This is a genomic window from Simplicispira piscis, from assembly GCF_054783455.1.
In genome coordinates this window covers 100,489-117,787 of record NZ_BAAGQN010000014.1, presented here as the reverse complement: position 1 = coordinate 117,787, position 17,299 = coordinate 100,489, and the positions used below count along the sequence as shown (strand labels likewise).

Annotated in this window: 20 protein-coding genes; 15 read left to right on the top strand and 5 right to left on the bottom strand. The window is 61.7% G+C overall.

What is annotated here, in order from left to right:
* The 5 genes from ACYVOC_RS08990 to ACYVOC_RS08970 all read left to right on the top strand — a co-directional run.
* The coding region (locus ACYVOC_RS08990; RefSeq protein ID WP_461161565.1) for a phage capsid family protein at positions 1–257 on the top strand (257 nt) is incomplete at its 5' end.
* Positions 258–348: 91 nt separating this feature from the next.
* Positions 349–762, top strand: a complete 414-nt coding sequence (locus ACYVOC_RS08985; RefSeq protein ID WP_461161564.1) for a hypothetical protein — start codon at positions 349–351, stop codon at positions 760–762.
* A gap of 80 nt (positions 763–842) precedes the next feature.
* Complete coding sequence (locus ACYVOC_RS08980) at positions 843–1,205, top strand: hypothetical protein (protein WP_461161563.1); 363 nt, start codon at positions 843–845, stop codon at positions 1,203–1,205.
* A 5-nt stretch (positions 1,206–1,210) separates the two neighbouring features.
* Positions 1,211–1,870: a phage adaptor protein gene (locus tag ACYVOC_RS08975; protein WP_461161562.1), complete on the top strand. Its 660-nt coding sequence runs from the start codon at positions 1,211–1,213 to the stop codon at positions 1,868–1,870.
* Between the two features lie 12 nt (positions 1,871–1,882).
* Entirely contained in the window at positions 1,883–3,034 is a 1,152-nt protein-coding gene (locus tag ACYVOC_RS08970) for a hypothetical protein (protein ID WP_461161561.1), read from the top strand.
* On the opposite strand, the gene ACYVOC_RS08965 is transcribed toward ACYVOC_RS08970, so the two are convergent.
* The 3 genes from ACYVOC_RS08965 to ACYVOC_RS08955 all read right to left on the bottom strand — a co-directional run bounded on the left by ACYVOC_RS08965 (position 3,031) and on the right by ACYVOC_RS08955 (position 4,967).
* Positions 3,031–3,384, bottom strand: a complete 354-nt coding sequence (locus tag ACYVOC_RS08965; RefSeq protein WP_461161560.1) for a hypothetical protein — start codon at positions 3,382–3,384, stop codon at positions 3,031–3,033. The two genes, ACYVOC_RS08970 and ACYVOC_RS08965, sit on opposite strands and share 4 nt — an antisense overlap.
* 53 nt (positions 3,385–3,437) lie before the next feature.
* A complete protein-coding gene (locus tag ACYVOC_RS08960; protein ID WP_461161559.1) occupies positions 3,438–3,890 on the bottom strand; it encodes a hypothetical protein in 453 nt (150 codons plus the stop codon).
* Between the two features lie 528 nt (positions 3,891–4,418).
* A complete protein-coding gene (locus ACYVOC_RS08955; RefSeq protein WP_461161661.1) occupies positions 4,419–4,967 on the bottom strand; it encodes an Arc family DNA-binding protein in 549 nt (182 codons plus the stop codon).
* Between the two features lie 148 nt (positions 4,968–5,115).
* Here ACYVOC_RS08955 and ACYVOC_RS08950 point away from each other — a divergent pair, with 148 nt between their 5' ends.
* From ACYVOC_RS08950 to ACYVOC_RS08935, 4 genes are all read left to right on the top strand, one after another.
* Positions 5,116–5,283, top strand: a complete 168-nt coding sequence (locus ACYVOC_RS08950) for an Arc family DNA-binding protein (protein ID WP_461161558.1) — start codon at positions 5,116–5,118, stop codon at positions 5,281–5,283.
* Complete coding sequence (locus tag ACYVOC_RS08945) at positions 5,280–5,555, top strand: hypothetical protein (protein WP_461161557.1); 276 nt, start codon at positions 5,280–5,282, stop codon at positions 5,553–5,555. Before ACYVOC_RS08950 ends, ACYVOC_RS08945 begins: the two co-directional genes overlap by 4 nt.
* The gene (locus tag ACYVOC_RS08940; protein WP_461161556.1) at positions 5,552–6,274 is read left to right on the top strand and encodes a hypothetical protein; all 723 of its coding nucleotides are present in this window, start codon (positions 5,552–5,554) and stop codon (positions 6,272–6,274) included. Before ACYVOC_RS08945 ends, ACYVOC_RS08940 begins: the two co-directional genes overlap by 4 nt.
* Before the next feature lie 158 nt (positions 6,275–6,432).
* Complete coding sequence (locus ACYVOC_RS08935) at positions 6,433–6,819, top strand: hypothetical protein (RefSeq protein ID WP_461161555.1); 387 nt, start codon at positions 6,433–6,435, stop codon at positions 6,817–6,819.
* Positions 6,820–6,833: 14 nt separating this feature from the next.
* Here ACYVOC_RS08935 and ACYVOC_RS08930 read toward each other — a convergent pair whose 3' ends face one another.
* A complete protein-coding gene (locus ACYVOC_RS08930; RefSeq protein WP_461161554.1) occupies positions 6,834–7,130 on the bottom strand; it encodes a hypothetical protein in 297 nt (98 codons plus the stop codon).
* Positions 7,131–7,288: 158 nt separating this feature from the next.
* Here ACYVOC_RS08930 and ACYVOC_RS08925 point away from each other — a divergent pair, with 158 nt between their 5' ends.
* The 3 genes from ACYVOC_RS08925 (at position 7,289) to ACYVOC_RS08915 (ending at position 15,104) form a co-directional block, all read left to right on the top strand.
* A complete protein-coding gene (locus tag ACYVOC_RS08925) occupies positions 7,289–7,585 on the top strand; it encodes an ADP-ribosyl-(dinitrogen reductase) hydrolase (RefSeq protein ID WP_461161553.1) in 297 nt (98 codons plus the stop codon).
* A gap of 5 nt (positions 7,586–7,590) precedes the next feature.
* Positions 7,591–7,980 carry a hypothetical protein gene (locus ACYVOC_RS08920; RefSeq protein WP_461161552.1) on the top strand — a complete coding sequence of 130 codons (390 nt, stop codon included), beginning with the start codon at positions 7,591–7,593 and terminating at the stop codon, positions 7,978–7,980.
* A gap of 107 nt (positions 7,981–8,087) precedes the next feature.
* Entirely contained in the window at positions 8,088–15,104 is a 7,017-nt protein-coding gene (locus tag ACYVOC_RS08915; protein WP_461161551.1) for an LPD38 domain-containing protein, read from the top strand.
* Here the strand turns inward: ACYVOC_RS08915 and ACYVOC_RS08910 are convergent.
* Positions 15,094–15,264 carry a hypothetical protein gene (locus ACYVOC_RS08910; RefSeq protein ID WP_461161550.1) on the bottom strand — a complete coding sequence of 57 codons (171 nt, stop codon included), beginning with the start codon at positions 15,262–15,264 and terminating at the stop codon, positions 15,094–15,096. The two genes, ACYVOC_RS08915 and ACYVOC_RS08910, sit on opposite strands and share 11 nt — an antisense overlap.
* A 104-nt stretch (positions 15,265–15,368) precedes the next feature.
* Here ACYVOC_RS08910 and ACYVOC_RS08905 point away from each other — a divergent pair, with 104 nt between their 5' ends.
* The 3 genes from ACYVOC_RS08905 to ACYVOC_RS08895 are packed head-to-tail and all read left to right on the top strand — an operon-like array spanning position 15,369 to position 17,296.
* Positions 15,369–16,325, top strand: a complete 957-nt coding sequence (locus ACYVOC_RS08905; RefSeq protein ID WP_461161549.1) for a hypothetical protein — start codon at positions 15,369–15,371, stop codon at positions 16,323–16,325.
* A 2-nt stretch (positions 16,326–16,327) separates the two neighbouring features.
* Positions 16,328–16,831, top strand: coding sequence for a hypothetical protein (locus ACYVOC_RS08900; RefSeq protein WP_461161548.1), 504 nt, complete (start codon positions 16,328–16,330; stop codon positions 16,829–16,831).
* 12 nt (positions 16,832–16,843) lie between these two features.
* Positions 16,844–17,296: a hypothetical protein gene (locus ACYVOC_RS08895; RefSeq protein WP_461161547.1), complete on the top strand. Its 453-nt coding sequence runs from the start codon at positions 16,844–16,846 to the stop codon at positions 17,294–17,296.
* The last annotated feature ends 3 nt before the right edge of the window (positions 17,297–17,299 follow it).

Sequence of the window (17,299 nt, the reverse complement as noted above, 5' to 3'; positions counted from 1 at the left end):
AGGGCGCTGCTTCTGGCTCCAAGTGGGGCGCTGGTGGCCTGGTGAACGGAACGCGTTCTGTGTTGTGCGGTGCGCAGGCCTTGGCCATGGCCGACATCGGCCCCGCCGAGTGGGACGAGAAGACGTTCCAGTACGGCAGCCAGCAGGGTATCAACATCGACAAGATGTTCGGCCTGCTCAAGCCCAAGTTCTATTCGATCTACGACAAGTCGGTCGAGGACTTCAGCACCGTCACATTGGATCACTACATCCAGTGACGCCTGCAGCGGGGCCGCTGGTCCCGCTGCGTTCTCTCTTCCGGCAGCGCTCCGCTAGCCATCGTTTTCCCCTGTTGTTGAAGGAACCATCATGACCATTACCAAGAAACCCGGCCGTCAGGAAGTCATCGCGGCAACGGCCGACTTCACCTTTGCCGATGTGACCAGCGGCACCTATGCGGGCGCTGTCGATGTGCCTGCTGGCGCCATCGTCGTCGGCGGCCACCTGGCCATCACCACGATCTTCAATTCGGGCACGGACGACAAGTTCTCCATTGGCGATCAGGTCGGCGTGGCTGCAGCCTCCGCTGCCACCTACGCCGCCCAGTCTTCCGACATCACTGCGCCTAGCGCCGTGGAGATCGTGCCCACCGGAAAGAAGTACGCAGAACCCAGCACTGTGGGCGTTGTCTGGACCGGAACTGGCGCAGCGCCCAGCGCCGGGGTCGCCCGCTTGACCGTCCTTTACATCGTGGACGGCCGCGCCGCGTTCAGCCACGGCTGATCGATGTTCTCTGTGGTCCGGCCCTTCGGGGCCTTTTACCCGGCGACCCAGCGCTGCCGGGCCTTTTGAGGAAACCCATCATGAAGTTCTATTCCCCATCCGATGAGCCACTGCAGGTCGGCCTGACTTCTGGCCACATGGCCGTCATTCCACGCGAAGGCACCGAGCTGGCGCCCATGTTTCACCGTGAGGCCGTGGCCAATGGCGCGATCCCCGAGACGATCTTCAACGCGGACGGCGCGAGCACGCAAGGCGACGGTAAGCCCATGGTGCGCGAAGCCGAGATTCGCCTGGCCATCACTGCCATGCTCGACGGCGACGACGAAGGCGACTTCAACGAGGACGGCAAGCCGAACCTGAACCGGCTCAAGGCCAAGCTGGGCTTCAGCGTCACGCGCGAAGAAGCCGATGCGGCCTTCGAGGAACTCACCAAGGCAGATTGATCGCCATGAAGGTAGAAGACTTCATCTCCCGATTCCGGGCAGCGGTGTTCGATGTCGTCGTTCCACCGTTCTGGTCGGGAGAAGAAATCGTCTCCTACCTGAACGAGGCGGTGCAGGAAGCCTGCGAGCGGGCCCAGCTGATCGAGGACCGCTCCATGGCGCTCACGCTGGCGCCTGGCCAGGACACCTACGACCTGCACCCCAGTGTTTTCGAGATCAAGCGCCTGGCCTTCCGGGGCCGACCGCTTGATGAAACCAGCGTTGAAGCGCTGGACGCCGAATGCCAGGGCTGGGAAGCACGAACCGGTCTGCCGCGCTACTTCCTGTTTGAACAGGCCAGTGGCGTCCAGCCGCCCAAGGTTCGCCTGGTACCGACGCCGACCGTCGCAGAGGCAGCCTCGATCACGGTCTATCGCGGCGCCTTGAAGCCGCTCAGCGCCGATATCGACACCGCCCGCCCAGAGATACCCGAGCGCTTTCACGAGCGCCTGATGGACTGGGTGATGCACCGTGCGTACCTCAAGCAGGACGCAGACACCTTCGACCCCAACAAGGCAGCAGTGTCCCTGGGTTTGTTCGTTCAGGCGTTCGGCGACCGTCCCGATGCCAACGTGCAGCGCAAGCAGCGTGACAAGCGCCCGCCCGTCGTTCGCATGTCCTTTTGAAAGGAATCCACCGTGGCCTCCGCCGATCAGATTTTGAATACCTTGCAGCGGGCGCGTTCTGGGCAACCTGACGGGAGCACTGGCGCGCAGGATCTGGACCGTCAGATTGCAAACCGGCAGTCTGCCTTGACCATTCCTGAAACTCTGGCAGCGCCCTTTTCCAAGCCGAAGGCGCCCACCAACGCGCGGGCCGTACTCTCCGCTGTGCCGTCGAATCCAACGGATCAGCGTCTGGCGGCCGGCACGCAGACCACACCTCTCGCTGCGCCGGCCACGGGTCAGGAACCAGTATCAGCTGCTTCCACGCCAGACAGCAGCGGCAATGTGACCCGCGTGGGAAACAGCTATTCCGGCGGCAATATCTCTGGCGACATCACCGTCAATGGGAGGGCGCCAGGCGGTGGTTTTATGGTGGCCGATGGGCGGCCGCAAGGCCTCGCGGCTGCGGCTGGCATCGTGCCTGGCAGCGGAGTGGCGGGGGTGCAATCTCCCACAGTTCGCCACAGTGGGAACGACTGGCAGGCGCGCAATGATCTGCGCAATGCCATGGTCAGCGCATCGAGCATCATGAACGATGGCGGCAAGTGGGACAAGCACGGCAAAGGTGTTGTATCGCCCGAGCGCGCCTATGCTGCGCAGCTCGCAGGAGCAGATGCCCAACTCCGAGGCGCACAGCCTGGCGTGGATGTGGCCGTCATGCGCGAGAACGCTGGAATTCAACGCACTGGCATGCAGGAGACTGGTGCAAACCAGCGTTCTCTGGTGCAACGGATGCTGGAGCAGCAAAAGATCAACCAGGCGGGAGAGACGCAGGGAATCGCCAACCGGGGTGCAAGCCTCATCCAAGGGATGCGAGAACAGGTGGCAGCAGAGCAAGACCCCGCCAAGCGTAAGTCCCTTGTGCAGCGGCTGCGGGAGGCCCAGGGACAGACGGATCAGGCAGATCCCTACCTCGTAGTGCCAGGCGGCCAGCAGGTCGATGAAAACGGCAAGCCCTACAACATGCCCTCCAGCGTGTTCAACCGGCAGACTCAGCAGTTTGTGCAGCAGCCAAGGCAGGGCGGGGCGGCAGGGGCTACGGTCTCGTCGCCAGCGCAGCTGGCGGCATTACCTTCTGGGAGCGTGTACGTTGGCCCTGACGGGAAGCAATACCGGAAGAACTAGTTGATTGGGGTGGCGTTCTTCTTCCACCAGTCCGCCTCGTCATACAGCTTCCGACAAGCCACCCCGATCATGTGCGCCGCCTGGTTGCTCCGGGTGTCGCCCGCTTTCTTGGCTGTGCACTCGGCGCCGGACTTGAAGCTGAACATTCCGCGCCCTGAGCCTTGAGGCACGGAGTTGATGGTGCCTGGGTACTCGGACTTGCACATTTGGTACACGGCGGTGGCTGCCGTGTCGTTCGCCACGCCGGGCATCTTGTCGATGATGCACTCCGCGTAGTTCCCGGCAAAGGCTGGGGAGGCGAAGGCAAACGCCAGAGCCAAGCCCAGCGCTGATCTTGGAATCGGTCCCATGGTGTCCCTCCTGTCTCCACTGTAGCAGGTGGCTTACGCGCTTATGGGCGTGATCATGGCTTCGGAATCGTCAAAGGAACTGGCTGTTGCTGTGTGGCATTGATTGAATGGGGTTTAAACACTCCCCACGCTTCCTTGGCGATGAAGCCTGCGACTGCCAAAACACCTGCTGAAGCAACACCAACCATCCAAGCTACCACCTTTGCCGTGTGGCGAATTTGCTTGAATTCAGAAACATCCGAATCAATCTTGGATAGCTTGCTACCCAGCTTTTCTTCGAGTTTTTCTGTTTTGTCGCTCAGTTTTTCGTCCACCTTTTCAATCGCGGAGGTGTGTTGCTGCAGGGTCGCCTGAATGGCGCCAAGTGACTTCTGAATATCGGAAAGCTGCTGCCAAACGAAGCCAGCATCCAACCCGCTGCCTAGCCCTTGGTGTGCAGGTGGAGGCATCTGCGGCAGTGTCGCTTCTTCTTCAACTGCCGACCTACGGGGCTGACGGGTTGCCATCACGAGGCGCTTTCAAACCGAACTTTCAGCCACTCCCACACGTCTGAACTTGCCCGACCATAGTACGAGTTGACAGAGGTGATCAGAACTGACGTGAGAGTAGGAGCTCCACCTTCCGGAAAGCCTGTGATGCCAAGAAAGTTGGATAACTCAACACTGGTGCCGCGAAATGAAATAAGCCACCCACGACCATTCGGAAGAGCAAGGAAGTCCCCATGACCATCTCCGAGCCGGGCCTCAACAAGTGCCCGAGCTTGAACAATATTGTCTGATAGCGGGGTTAGGAGGTAGACGGCCATTTCGATTTCAGTATCTCACAGATGTACAGGATGGAGTATTGGCCAATTTGGGTGTTTTCCAGAAATACCAAGTTGCCTTTCAGCCAGCCGATGCCTGGTGGGCTGTCCCTGCCGTAGGTTTGCATGCATGCCCCCCAGCTTGAGCTGGGACGGCATTGACGCCGCGTAATTGTTTCGTCCCTGAGCCAAGCGGCTACATATTCGCAAGCACACCATCCTACGAAGAAATTCAGGGCGTAGTTTCTGCGCCCGGCTTCTTGGTGTCTCCCCACCGTGCCTGAACTTCAGCAGTGACTCTTTTCAGGTTCCTCGGATCAGGAATATTGGTCCCAGTTGCGCGAAGCATGTGCAGGTCGCTTAAGGCGGTCTGCTTCGCGTGCACTTCTTCCTTTGCTGCCTGAACTGCGCGCTGCGCAGACTTGAATTCCTTCTGCGCCTCGTGGCAGGCGGCTCTACGCACAGAGATGAAAGCATCGTCTTGGCCAGATTCTTCGGAGTCGCGCAGCTCCAATTCGCGTCGCGCTAAGTGCGCAGAGGCGCGGAATGCCTCGTCCTTTGCTTCACTGAACTGCATGGTGGCCTGCTGGAGTTCAATTTGGGCCACCGTGATCGCGTACAGCACCTGCAGTTCATCAGGCGCCGCCACGGTGCGCGCGTGGGACGTGCCGACAGAAGGCGCATCAAAGCTAGCTTGCAGACGGGCAACGATTTCAGCGTTCATGCTACGCCCGCTCGCTTTTGCAGCGGACTCGATCCGCTCCTTCAAGTCTGGGAGCATTCGCAGCCCAAACGGGGCGATTTGCCCGGTTGGAGCTGTGGTTGTGTTGGGAGACTTAGCCATTGCTACGCAGTGTAGCTACAAAACAACTTGCACGGAATGACTACGCAGCGTAATAATAACGCCGCGTAGTTAAAAAAGGAGTCCTATGCAAGGCAATGGAAAGTTGGCGCCGTCACCAGTCCGGCTACCTCCCGATTTGAAAGACTGGCTCAAGCATCAGGCAGCTTGCAACAAGCGCTCGATGAACAGCGAAGTAGTGCTGCGGCTGGAACAAAGCCGCGCGCAGCAGCAGCCCCAAGGAGCACAGCCGTGAGCAACATTACTCACTTGCGCCAAACCCGGAGAGTCACGATCCCAGCGCATCGTGTGACTTTCGACCTCGTGCCGCGTGCCGTGGTGGAAGAGTTGTTCTTTGCCGCTGTGGCTGTGGGGTTCGCGGCCGATGAGGGTGCTTACAGCGCCCACGATGCCAATGCGCAGGAGCGGCTGGACGGCCTTCACGCAGCTGCAACCAAAGCGGCCCAATACACCGTGCCTGTCGAGATCGAAGTCGATGAACCCATTCACTCGGGAGATATATCGTGACTGAACTTGTGACGTTGGCGGTGCAGCAGACCATGAACAGCAAAGACCTGCTGGACCTGATAAACGAGGAGCGCAAAGCCTTCGGTGAATCGGAAGTGCGACACAACCAGTTCGTGGAACGCTGCAAAGACGAGCTGGATGGGGAGCACTACAAAATTTTTGTAGTGACCAATCCAAACGCCACCACAAGCGAAGTCCTGGAACTGACTCAGGATCAATGCATGCTTGTCTCAATGCGTGAGAGCAAAGGCGTGCGGCGATCTGTTCAGGCCAAGCTCAAGTCCATCACGGCCCCGGCAGCTCTTTCTCGAATGCAAATTCTGGAAATCGCGATGGAGTCTGAAAAGGCGCGCGTAGCTGCGGAAGCCCAGCGCGACGAAGCCGTCCGCACCAAAGCCCTGATCGGTAGCAAGCGCGAAGCCACTGCAATGGCGACAGCCGCCAAGGCAGTGCGCGAGGTGAAGCGCCTGACCGAAGAGCTCGGCCGCAACGCCCGCCACGCAACCGTCATCGCTGTGGAGAAAGCCACTGGACGCAAGTTTGGCCCGCAAGACTGGCGCCCATTGCGTGAATTCTGCAAGACAAAAGGGCTGCCCACCGAAAAGGTTACCGACCCTCGCTGGGGAGAGGTGAAGGCATGGCCATCTGAGGCTTGGAGAGCCGTCTATGGGATTGACCTGCGCGCGCTGTTCCCTGAGCAGCAGGAGGGAGTGCATTGACCGCAACAAAGTCGAAAAGCGTCCGATTCGTGTGCTTTTCAGGGGTGTTTCAGGCTTTCGGACTTGCGAAACTACCACCATCAAAGGCGAAAGCCCCAGCGCTTGGACCCGCTGAGGCTTTCTTTGAACCCCGAACCTTCTACTGAACGGATTTCATAATGAAAGATACCACACGACCCAAGGCGGCGGCAAGCATGGCCGGGCTCCCATCCTTTCACCAGTTCGTGACCCTGGCCATTGCCAAGGCTGAATTTGACCTGGAGCACATCTGCCGCATCAGGTGCACCGATGAGCATTGGAGTGATGAGGACAACGAAGTTGACAATGCAGTCGATCTTGCATTGGACCAGGTCAGACGAATGAAGTGCTTGCAGTTTGAACAATTTGACCAATTCATCGGCGAATGGTTCAAGGTGTCGGCCGTGCTCCATTTGGGCGTCAAGTCCTTCAGCAGAAAGGACTGTGCATACATGCGATTCCTGGATGGTTCGTGCCACATGTTCTCCCATGCGGCAGAAATGGCGGAATTCATACTGCAAGGCTGATTGGCCCAGCGCTATCAGGTGGGCTTTCTCCCGAGCACTACTCGAATGCCTGCCATGACAACCGCTGCGACCATGATGAGTTGCACCCAGGCCACCAGGAGCATGAAATCGATCATCTGCCCGCCGCGCTCCAGGTCATCGGGTGCCACGGGCTCCAGGAAGGCCGCAGCGATGTTGAACGGCGGCAGCGTCATCTCCAGCAGCAGGTTGACGGCTGGTGTTGAGCCCATGACGGCTGAGACGTAGATGGTGGCCATCAGGCTGGTGCTGATGAGCAGGCCGAGCAGGATGGGCTTGAGGATGCGGTGCATGGGCGGAATGTAGCAGGGCAGGTTACGCGATGGCGGGGATGGTGAGGCTGCGCAACGATTGTTCCTCCTCTGTGGAGTCCTGCCACTATTCCACTACAGGTGTTGTGTATTACACAAAACGTCATCCAAACAAGTTCTGGTGTATATACAATCTACTTATGCTGAATTTGATTGTATCCCCGGCAATCCGAGAAAAACTTCTGACCAAGCACTCAGTCAAAGAGGGGGAAGTGACTGAATGCTTCTACAACAGGGTTGGCTCCTACCTTGAGGATGATGAGGAAGATCATCGCACTGACCCGCCCAGCTATTGGTTCATCTCTGAAACGAATTGTGGACGCCGCCTCAAGGTGGTGTTTGTCGCGAAGGATGGAAATGTTTACCTCAAAACTGCCTACGACGCCAATCAGAAGTCAGAGTCTATATATACAAAGTTAAGTCAACCACAGGAGTGATACAGATGGCAAAGCCCAAGAAGCCGGGAACCGACAATGCATGGGAAAGCGGCGAACTTGGTGAGAACATGGAGAGCGCGAAGGTTGTGTCCAGTGAGACTGAACGCGCCATCCAAGATGCACTTGGCATGCAGCTCATCTCGATCAGGCTGCCAAAGTCGGTAATCGAGGATTTCAAAGTGATAGCGCAGATTGAGGGGATTGGGTACCAACCCCTCATGAGAGAGGCATTGATTCGCTACGCAGAGTGTGAGTCGAAGCGGATCATGCGCGAGTATGCGTCGAAGGTCGCGTCGGACAAGGCGCAGATCGCCGCCGATGAAGGGAAGGCCAAGCCTTCGAGAAAGCATGCTGCAACTCGGAATCTGGATGAGCCGGATCGCAAGGTGGCGTAGCCTTAGCGCCACTGACAAAGCCCGCCCCTGAGCGGGCTTTGTCACGTCTGGGGCGCAGCACCCCCATAGGGTTTGCTGCTCGCAGGTAGGCAGGCGAACCTTGGGGGATGGCACAAGACAATGATTGGTGGAAGCAGGGCGCCACGGCGGTTGATTCCGCGCAGCCCGATGGCGATTGGTGGAAGCAAGGAGCTTCGCCTGTGGACGCCCCCGCCGCCCCTAAGCGCACCCTCGGTGGCACGGCCCGGGACATAGGCGTCACCGCCCTCAAAGGCGCCGTAGGCCTGCCACAAGCTGCAGTCGGCCTGCTCGACATCCCAACCGGCGGCCATGCTGGCAAGGCCATCGAGGGCGCTGGCGTGCGCTTCAAGGACGCCCAGGACACCCTTGACACCATGTATTCGCCTGCCCAGCAGGAGGCTAACCGCAAGGTCCGGGAAGCAGATGGCTTTCTGGGCACGGCCAAAGCGATGCTGGAGAACCCCAGCACCATCGCAACAGGGGTCGGCGAATCCATCCCGCAGATGCTTGGCGGCGCAGGAGCAGCGCGCGGCGCGATGGCGTTGGCGCCCAAGCTTGGGCCGGTGCTGGCCGGTGCGCTGGGCGAGGGATTGGTGGGCGCCGGATCGGCTGCAGAACAGGTGCGCGGGCAGACCCAGGACGGTTTGCTCACCGGAAAACAGGCCGCGCTCGCGGGCGCTTCTGGCCTTGCCACGGCCGGCCTGGGCGCACTGGGCGGCAAGGTCGCACAGCGCCTGGGCGTCGGCGACGTGGACACGATGCTGGCTGGCGGCACAACTCGCGCAGCCGGGCAGGGCTCCACCCGATCGACAGCGCGCCAGGTGCTGGAGGGCGCGGTGGCCGAAGGCGCGCTGGAAGAAATGCCGCAGTCGATGGCCGAGCAGGCGCTGCAGAACGTGGCGCTGGACAAGCCGATAGGCGAGGGCGTTGGCGCGGCAGCCGCGCAGGGCCTGATCACGGGGACTGCGATGGGCGGTGCCGGTGGCGGCATCGGTGCATCGGGAAACCGGACCCAGCAGCGCGCGCAGGAGCATGCCGACGCCCAGGCGACACAGAGCGCCGAGGAAGCCACAGCCAGCGCTGGAGCCTTGGCCGAGGAAGCACGCCAGCCGCCGACGATGGACACCATCGCCGGGGAGCCCATCAACCCGGTGGATCGCGGCGCACCTGCGACGTTTGAAGACCTGGTTACGCCACAGCCAAAGCCGGAGGTTGACCCGTACACGGCTTGGGATCAGGAGGCTGCAGCATCCGCGCCGCAAGCCGAGGCACCAGCGCCAGTCCGGCCATCCGAGGCCATGGGAATCGACCCAACGGCAGGGCCGCTTTCTAAGGGCGCCGCCCTGGCGGTGGATTCTGGCGTGACTGACCAGATGCTGCAGGCCGCCCAGGCTGTGCAAGCTGCCAAGGAATCCAGCAAGAAAGCACCAGCAGCGCAGGACAGTCAAGCGCAAGCAGCTACACAAAACGTAGCGCAATCGCTTGCTGAACTGCCGCCTCCCACGAATCTGCGCGAAGGCTTGGAACGCATCCGCGCCCGCCGCCAGGAGGCCGCAAGTGCCCAAACTGCCCCAACGCCAGTGGCCGCAGCCGCCGAATCCCTTCCCGCAGCCCGAGCCTTCGCCGTGGAAGCCGCTGGGCCTGCACCCGTTTCCACAACCACAGGAGTGACCGATGGCCCTCAAGCCGATCAAGCCCAGCAAACAGCGCCGCAACAGCCGCAAGCGCCAGCCGAGCCAGGACTGACCAATGCCGCCACGACTCAGAACGATGGAGCGCAAGGCCAGGCAGCGCCAGGCGCGCAAGGAGCGGCGCCAACGGCTCAAGCCGCGGTAGCGCGGCCCGACGGCTGGCGCAAGAGCATGCTGCGCGCTGTGCCGGTAGCCAAGAGCCTGGGCATTGACCACAAGGGCAAGCGCCTGGCTCAGATCGTGGCGGAGATTGATGCGGCAGACAGCCTGCCATCACCCATCGCGGCGACGCGCGCAGGCGACGGACGCTGGCTGCCATCGGTGAATGCCGGGCCGGCCGGTGGCAGGGCCATCAGCGGCGCGCCGACGTTCAGCGATGCAGGAAGTGCCGCCCATTGGTCCCAGCTGGAGCAACTCAAGAGCCGCAAAGGGGCGGATGTGGATTCGCTGGTGCGCCAGCAGGAGCGGCTGACGAACCCCCCAAGCAACGCTAAGAGCACGCCGATAACTCGTGCTGGCGACATTGCGCGCGGGCTGCGCGACCAGATCGACAACGTGTCTGCCGATGAAAAGCGTCCGGCTATGTACCGCCAGGAGGCACAGCGCTTGCGCCAGTCTGCCGATGGCATGACAGGTACCAGCGATGTGCGCGAGTCTTTTGCGGCGGCTGCCGACATGCTTGAGGCGTGGGCTGGGCAGGTGTCCAGTGCGCCAGAAATCAACACCCAAGGAACCCCCGATGCTGCAACCCCACGAAATCTACGGCTGGCAGATGAGCGCGTCCCGGGCGCTGGTGCTGCTGCGCAAGGCGGGGCAGGCCAATCGGCTCCAGTCTCGGCACCTGCTGTCGGTGCTGGACAGCGGCCGGGAGGTGGTGCCGGCAAGCTTGGCGCCGCTGTGCGAACTGGTGTACCTGCTGCAGGTGGCGCCAGCGAACAGGCTTCCGGCGTAGCGGCGCCAAAGGGCCGCGAAGTATCACGCGACGTTGGCAAGTACAAGGAAGGGATGAGCGAGTACCGGGCCAATCAGGTGCGGTCAGAGCTGGCGCGCAAGACCCATGGCGTGATCTACACGGTGGAAGAAGACGCGTCCCTGAAGAATGGCTATGCCGTGGTGGGCCGAGCGACGGCGCCCGGGAAGAAAGTGGACGCGGAGAAGGTGCGGACCACCGAGGAGCGCGCGCCAGCGATGCTCAGCCAGGCGCAGCCGCAAATGTCCCAGGAGCTGGCCCAGTCCATCCTGGCGCTGCGCCGCCCGCCGGAGACTGCCACCAAGGATTCCGTGCGCGCCGCGGTGCGGGAGATGGTCAACGGCCTGGGCATGCTGCCAAATCGCCTGGGCCGCGTGGTGGTGGCTACCTCTGACGAGATCAAGAAGGAATGGGAGCCGCTGATTGGTTCAGTGCAGATGCACACGGAGCAGGGCGGCAAAAATGGAAAGGAGGACAAGAATGGCGCTGCCCAGGGCTTCTACGACCCTGCGAGCAAGACAGTATTCCTGATCGCTGACAACATCAAAGCGGGTGACGAGCTGGGCGTGGTGGCCCACGAGCTGATGCACAAGCATGGCCCGGCTGTGCTGGGCCAGGAGGGCTGGGACAAGCTACACAGCGCCATCGGTGGATGGGCCAGCGCACCCAAAGAAAGCATGGAGCGCACGGTGTACGCCGAGGCGGCGCGGCGGGTGCGAAAGTCTCGCCCGGCCGATGCCGACGTGCAGGGCTATTCGTCACAGGAGCTCTTTCCATACGCCGTGCAGGTGGCTCTGGAGATGGGCGTGCGTCCGAACGCGCTGGCGCCGCAGGGCACGGTGGCGCGCTGGCTGGCCCAGGTGCGTAGCGCATTGCGAACTGTCTGGAACAAGATCGCCAGTAGCAAGGGCGACTTCAATTCCCTGGACTTGGTGAATCTGGCCTTTGGCATTGCCCAGCGCGAGAACCCGGCGCACAGCGGGGAGTTGGATGCTGCGGCGGTGGATGGCGCCGCGCGAGCGCAGAAGGCACTGAAGGAGATCAGCGACGCCGAGGACCTGTTCGCGCTGCCGAAGTCGGAGCAGAGCACGGTGGACGGGATCACGGCGGCACACGATCCTGAGATCAAAGTGACGACCACGGACCTGGGCGGCGAGACGATGTACACGCTGACCATGCCGGACGGAACGCGGGCCACGATCACCAGCCGCGAGCCGACGAAGGATGAAGTGTTTGGGATGGATGAGTCATCGGAGCGCTGGATTACGGAGCGGCCGGGCGAGAAAGCGCCGCCTGTTGGTTCGCGCTCGGATGTGTGGGTGGATGTGTCGGCGCTCAAGCCGGGGCAGAACGGGGCCCGTGTGTACAACATCGCGGCGACCTATGCCCACAACACGGGCCGCATCTTCATCGGCGACCCGTCCGGTCTGTCGGATGTGGCGTTGCGCCGCCGTGCCGAGCAGATGCTGTCCAGCGCGCTCAAGTTCGGCACCACAGACCACTTGGCACCGCATCCGCGCCAGGTGGCCGGTGATGCGGCCCTGGGCGTGCCGCCGCTGCGCTGGGTGTATGGTGATCACGCAGGCAATATCGACCGCCTTGTTGACGTGAACCAGAAGGCGCTGGAGAATGTATTCTCAGATGCCAAGAATCTCAGCTATGACCTCGACACCGGAAACTTCATCGACGACCGCACCGGCACAGTTCTCACCCGAGAGGCACTGGCTCGATCCGCTGACGCCAGAGGAAGAAGCCGCGGCGAAAGTGAGGCGGGAGCAGGGTGGAAAACGACTGCGCGAAGCGCTGTCTTCCGTGCCCTTCTACGCGAAGAACGCAGCGGCAGCGAGGGCGGCGGGCAGGGAGGACGATTTTTGGGTGGGCTTGTTTCTCAACGAGCCAAACTTGCATCGGCCACCGAAAGAGCCGACGAGCGCATCTTCTACAGCCGCTCTGCAAGCAGCGTAGCGGCAGACGACTACAGTCCGGCGCAGCAAGTCGCCGCAGAGCGCGCTTTCGGCACCATCACCAAACAGACGTGGGCCGAGCGCGCCCAGTCGTTCCGCGCCAACCTGGGCACCAAGCTGCGCCAGGGATTGGTGGACCAGTTCGCTCCCATCAAGGAAGTAAGCCAGGAAGCCTACATGCTGGCCCGCATGTCCAAGGGCAGCGATGGCGCTGTGGAAGCAGCGCTGCTGTACGGAAAACCGTTCCTGCGCGATGGCGTAACCGACGTGGATATGAAGGATGGCGGATTTGCCAAGGTGCTGGCCAGCCTCAAGGGAGAGCACGATCGGTTCTTCCAGTGGGTTGCGGCGCAGCGCGCCGAGCGACTCAAGGCCGAGGGCCGGGAGAACCTGCTGACGGACCAGGACATTTCGGCCCTGCGCAGCTTGAATGCCGGCAAGATGGCCGATGGCACGGTGCGCATGCCGCTCTACGCCAAGGCCTTGCAGGATCTAAACGCTTTCAACGAGGCGTCTTTGAAGGTGGCGCTGGAATCTGGCCTGATTGACCAGGCAGCGTACGACCTGATGAAGGATCAGCCCTACGTGCCCTTCTATCGCCTGATGGAAGACGGCGACATGAAGGGGCCGCGCTTCAGTTCTGGACTCGTGAACCAACAGGCATGGAAGAAGCTCAAGGGCGGCACTCAGCAGATCAGCGCCGACCTGCTGCAGAACACCTTGCTGAACTGGAGCCACCTGTACGCGGCCGCCGCGCGCAACCGCGCCTCGCTCGCCACGATGGCCGAAGCGGAGAAGCTGGGCATTGCCTACCAAGTACCAGCCGACACCAAGGGCGCCGTGAAGGTTATGCGGGACGGCGTGTCCGAGCACTGGGCTGTGGAAGACCCGTACCTGTTAGAGGCCATTGCAGCGCTGAACTATTCCCCTGGCGGCATCGTCAAGGCGCTTGCCCCATTCAAGCGGCTGCTGACCTTTGGCGTTACGGTAAATCCGACGTTCAAGATCCGCAATCTGATCCGCGACAGCCTGTCTGCCATCGCGCAAAGTGACCTGAGCTACAACCCGGCGGAGAACGTCGCCAAGGGATGGAAGGCGACCAGCAAGGCGAGCCAGACCTATGCGTCCATGCTGGCATCGGGCGGGATCATCAAGTTCGGCACGCAGGAAAACACCGACCACTTGCGCGGGCACATCGAACGCCTGGGCGGGACGATGCTCGACAAGCAAGGATGGGAAAAGCTCACCGGGCAGATGCGATCGCTGTGGGAGACGTACGAGGAATTTGGCGACCGCACGGAAAACGTGAACCGCGCCGCGCTGTACGAGCGCCTGCGCGCCAAGGGCCTTAGCCATGCCGAGGCAAGCTTTCAGGCGCGCGACCTGATGGACTTCAGCATGTCGGGCAAGTGGGAGGCGATTCGCTTCCTGACGCAGACGGTGCCGTTTCTCAACGCGCGGATGCAGGGTCTGTACAAGCTGGGCCGCGCGGCCAACCAAGACCCACGCCGGTTCGCCGCGATGGCGGGAGCTGTGTCTGCTGCCAGCCTGGCGCTGCTGGCAGCCTATGGCGATGACGACGACTGGAAGAAGCGCGAGGACTGGGACCGCGACAACTACTGGTGGTTCAAGATTGGCGAGACGGCGTTTCGCATTCCAAAGCCGTTCGAAGTGGGTGCCATCGGCACGCTGGCCGAGCGCACGGCCGAGTTGATGATGAGCGAGGAAATGACCGGCAAGCGCTTTGGTCAGCGCATCAGCGACATGGTGTTCAACACCTTCGCCATGGACCCGACGCCGCAGGCCATCAAGCCCTTCCTGGACGTGTACGCCAACAAGGACAGCTTCTCCGGGCGCGCCATCGAAGGCATGGCCGATGAGAGGCTGCGGCCCAAGGACCGCTACAACGAGCGCACATCAGAAGTGGCGCGGCTGCTGGGATCGTGGGGATTGCCAGACCCGGTTCGCTTGGTCAAAGGCGAGTACGCCGGGCTTAGCCCCAAGCAAGTTGACTTCCTGCTGCGCGGTTACTTCGGCTGGCTGGCCGTCGTGACCACGACCGCGACCGATACGGTATCGCGCCCGCTGCTTGACCGTGGCGAGCGCCCGGCGATGAGGATGCGCGACACGTTCTTTGCCGGCAACTTCGTGGAAGCGCTGCCCACCGGCAGCAGCCGCTACGTCAGCCAGATGTACGAGCAGGCCAGGAGCATCGAGCAGGCCTGGGCTAGCCACCAAGCGGCGATCAAATCGGGGGACACTGAGCTTGCCAGTAGCATCATGGAAGAGGACGGCGATAAGCTCAAGCGCCGCTTTGCCGTGAATAATGCCAAACGCCAGATCTCCGAGCTGGGCCAGCAAGTCAAGCGCATCGAGTCGAGTAAGCTGCTCTCAGCGGACGCCAAGCGCGTCCGGCTGGATGAAATAGAGGCCCGCAGGAACGCAATAGCCCAGAGAGTGGCGACGGTTATGCGCTGAAATGGCCCTGGCGCAGTAGCTGCCAGGCGAACCCTGCCACGCCAAGTAGGACGATGACGACCCAGTACGTCTCGATCATCTTGCGCCGCTCGGCCTTGGTCGTGAGCTTGTAGAAGATGATGAGGCCGATCACGACAAGCCAGAAGATGAGTGCAGGCATGGCGATAAATGTGCCGCCATTGCCCGCCCGTGTCAATCCGTCTCTAGCGGAGAGTCCCCCCTGTAGGGTTCGCGCATAACACCGAAGCCCGGAACACTTCGGGCATGGCAGAACCAAAGCGCATCGGCCCGTTTCCTCGCGGGATGGACAACCGCCGACCTGACTTCAAGCTCGCTTTGGGCCGTGAAGAAGGCGGCGGCCATCTGCTGCGCGACGCGCTGAATGTCGATGTGACCGCGCAGGGCACGGTGAAGACGCGCGCCGGGTATGCGTTGGCGCAGGCTGGCGGGGATTGCCACTCTCTCTGGGCGCCGGTCGAAGGCGACTATGCCCTCTATGTCGATGACGGCAATCTGTACCGTATCGACTCTACTAAAACACTTGTTGCTGGAGGTTTCGGCAACGTCACGCCAGTGCGCTACGCACAGGTCTATGAGGCGGTGTACTTCACCGACGGGCTGCGCGTTGGGTCATACCACCCGATCACTGGGCCAACCCCGAAATGGGCCAGCACCACAGCAACAGACATTGGCGATCAGGTGTTGGTGCCGATGCCAGCAGGCCAGCACATCGCACACCACGCAGGGCGCCTGCTGGTGGCCGTGGGTTCGGCCGTCATCTACAGCGAACCGTTCACCCCGCACCTGCGCGACGAGGCCAAAGGCTTCGAGCTGTTCCCGGCGCCCATCACCTGCCTTGTTGCGGTGGAGGGCGGAGTGTTCGTGGTGGCTGACAAGACCTATTTCATTGCCGGTGGATTCCCTGCCCAGGCTGTGCGTGCTGTTCTTGACTATGGCGCACCAGACCAGCAGCCCAGCTACCGCGACGACGGCGGCGCGCACTGGATGAGCGCACGCGGCGTCGTCTCCTGCACTGCGGTCGGCGAACTCTCCAATCTACAGGAGGCGCACGTTGCCATGTCGGTCGAAGGGTATGCGGCAACGCTGATGCGCGAGTCTGACGGCATGCGATCCATCGTGGCGGCGCTGACAGAACAAGGCAACTTGGGTGCAGGCGTAGGCAGCTACGCGCAGGCCCGTATTGGCAAAAAAGGAACCTGAATATGACTTCCACTATCCGACCCGGATTCACCTATGACCTGGTTTTCAAGTCCAAGGCGGACGGCAGTGTTTTGCACGTTGAGCGGGTGAAAAACCGCGTCCCTATCGAGGGGCTGAACGATATGGCGAACGTCTACCTCAAGGGCGGCACCGCCCCGGCAGCGTTCTACATCGGCCTTTGGAGCGGCGCGCATACCCCCGACGGCACCGAGACAGCAAAAACACTGGCGAGCATGGTCACGGAAGTAACGGAGTACAGCCAGACCGCACGCATGCCGCTGGTACTGGGCACGGTCACCGCTGGCGCATGCTCAAACGCCGCAGCCCTCGCCCGCTTCGACCTGACCGGAACCGGGACGGTAAACGGCATGTTTTTGAGCACCGTACAGCCCAAATCGGCTAGTACCGGGAAGCTCGTCTCCATTGTGCGTTTTGCCAACCCGCGCCCGTTCGACCCCACGGTCTATTGCGAAGTCCTGACGGGATTTCAATTCCTCTCACTCTAAGGAGATTTCACCATGGCACTCATGCCCTCTACTGGACTGCGCAATAAAGTTCTTGACACCGGCTCGCTCAAGGCCGCCTTGGCTGGCGGGTTTGTCCATGTCTATGCCTCGGCGCTCGCCGACATTCCCGCCACGGCCGACGCCGCAATTGACCCAGCAAAGCACACCAAGCTGCTCACGGTGTACGGTGACGGCGTATCCGCTGGTGTGAATCTGGGTACTGCGGATGGCGGGGCCATCGGCAAGGCTGCAGGTGAGACGTGGGCAGGCACGGTGCTGGTAGATGGGAACGCCGCGTTCTTCCGCTTCGTCGGCAGCGCTGACACCGGGGCAGCATCCACAACGCAACCGCGCTTTCAGGGGCGTTCTGGCACGGCAAATGCCGAAATGAACCTCGGCGCAGTGGCGATGGTCACTGGCACAACGCGAGAGATCAAGTTCGTCTCGATCGGCATCCCGGGGTAATCC

Coding starts and splice junctions, on each gene's coding strand:
- ACYVOC_RS08985 (WP_461161564.1), top strand. CDS start 349: ATGACCATTACCAAGAAACCCGGCCGTCAGGAAGTCATCGCGGCAACG.
- ACYVOC_RS08980 (WP_461161563.1), top strand. CDS start 843: ATGAAGTTCTATTCCCCATCCGATGAGCCACTGCAGGTCGGCCTGACT.
- ACYVOC_RS08975 (WP_461161562.1), top strand. CDS start 1,211: ATGAAGGTAGAAGACTTCATCTCCCGATTCCGGGCAGCGGTGTTCGAT.
- ACYVOC_RS08965 (WP_461161560.1), bottom strand. CDS start 3,384: ATGGGACCGATTCCAAGATCAGCGCTGGGCTTGGCTCTGGCGTTTGCC.
- ACYVOC_RS08960 (WP_461161559.1), bottom strand. CDS start 3,890: ATGGCAACCCGTCAGCCCCGTAGGTCGGCAGTTGAAGAAGAAGCGACA.
- ACYVOC_RS08955 (WP_461161661.1), bottom strand. CDS start 4,967: ATGCTCCCAGACTTGAAGGAGCGGATCGAGTCCGCTGCAAAAGCGAGC.
- ACYVOC_RS08950 (WP_461161558.1), top strand. CDS start 5,116: ATGCAAGGCAATGGAAAGTTGGCGCCGTCACCAGTCCGGCTACCTCCC.
- ACYVOC_RS08935 (WP_461161555.1), top strand. CDS start 6,433: ATGAAAGATACCACACGACCCAAGGCGGCGGCAAGCATGGCCGGGCTC.
- ACYVOC_RS08930 (WP_461161554.1), bottom strand. CDS start 7,130: ATGCACCGCATCCTCAAGCCCATCCTGCTCGGCCTGCTCATCAGCACC.
- ACYVOC_RS08925 (WP_461161553.1), top strand. CDS start 7,289: ATGCTGAATTTGATTGTATCCCCGGCAATCCGAGAAAAACTTCTGACC.
- ACYVOC_RS08920 (WP_461161552.1), top strand. CDS start 7,591: ATGGCAAAGCCCAAGAAGCCGGGAACCGACAATGCATGGGAAAGCGGC.
- ACYVOC_RS08915 (WP_461161551.1), top strand. CDS start 8,088: ATGGCACAAGACAATGATTGGTGGAAGCAGGGCGCCACGGCGGTTGAT.
- ACYVOC_RS08910 (WP_461161550.1), bottom strand. CDS start 15,264: ATGCCTGCACTCATCTTCTGGCTTGTCGTGATCGGCCTCATCATCTTC.
- ACYVOC_RS08905 (WP_461161549.1), top strand. CDS start 15,369: ATGGCAGAACCAAAGCGCATCGGCCCGTTTCCTCGCGGGATGGACAAC.
- ACYVOC_RS08900 (WP_461161548.1), top strand. CDS start 16,328: ATGACTTCCACTATCCGACCCGGATTCACCTATGACCTGGTTTTCAAG.
- ACYVOC_RS08895 (WP_461161547.1), top strand. CDS start 16,844: ATGGCACTCATGCCCTCTACTGGACTGCGCAATAAAGTTCTTGACACC.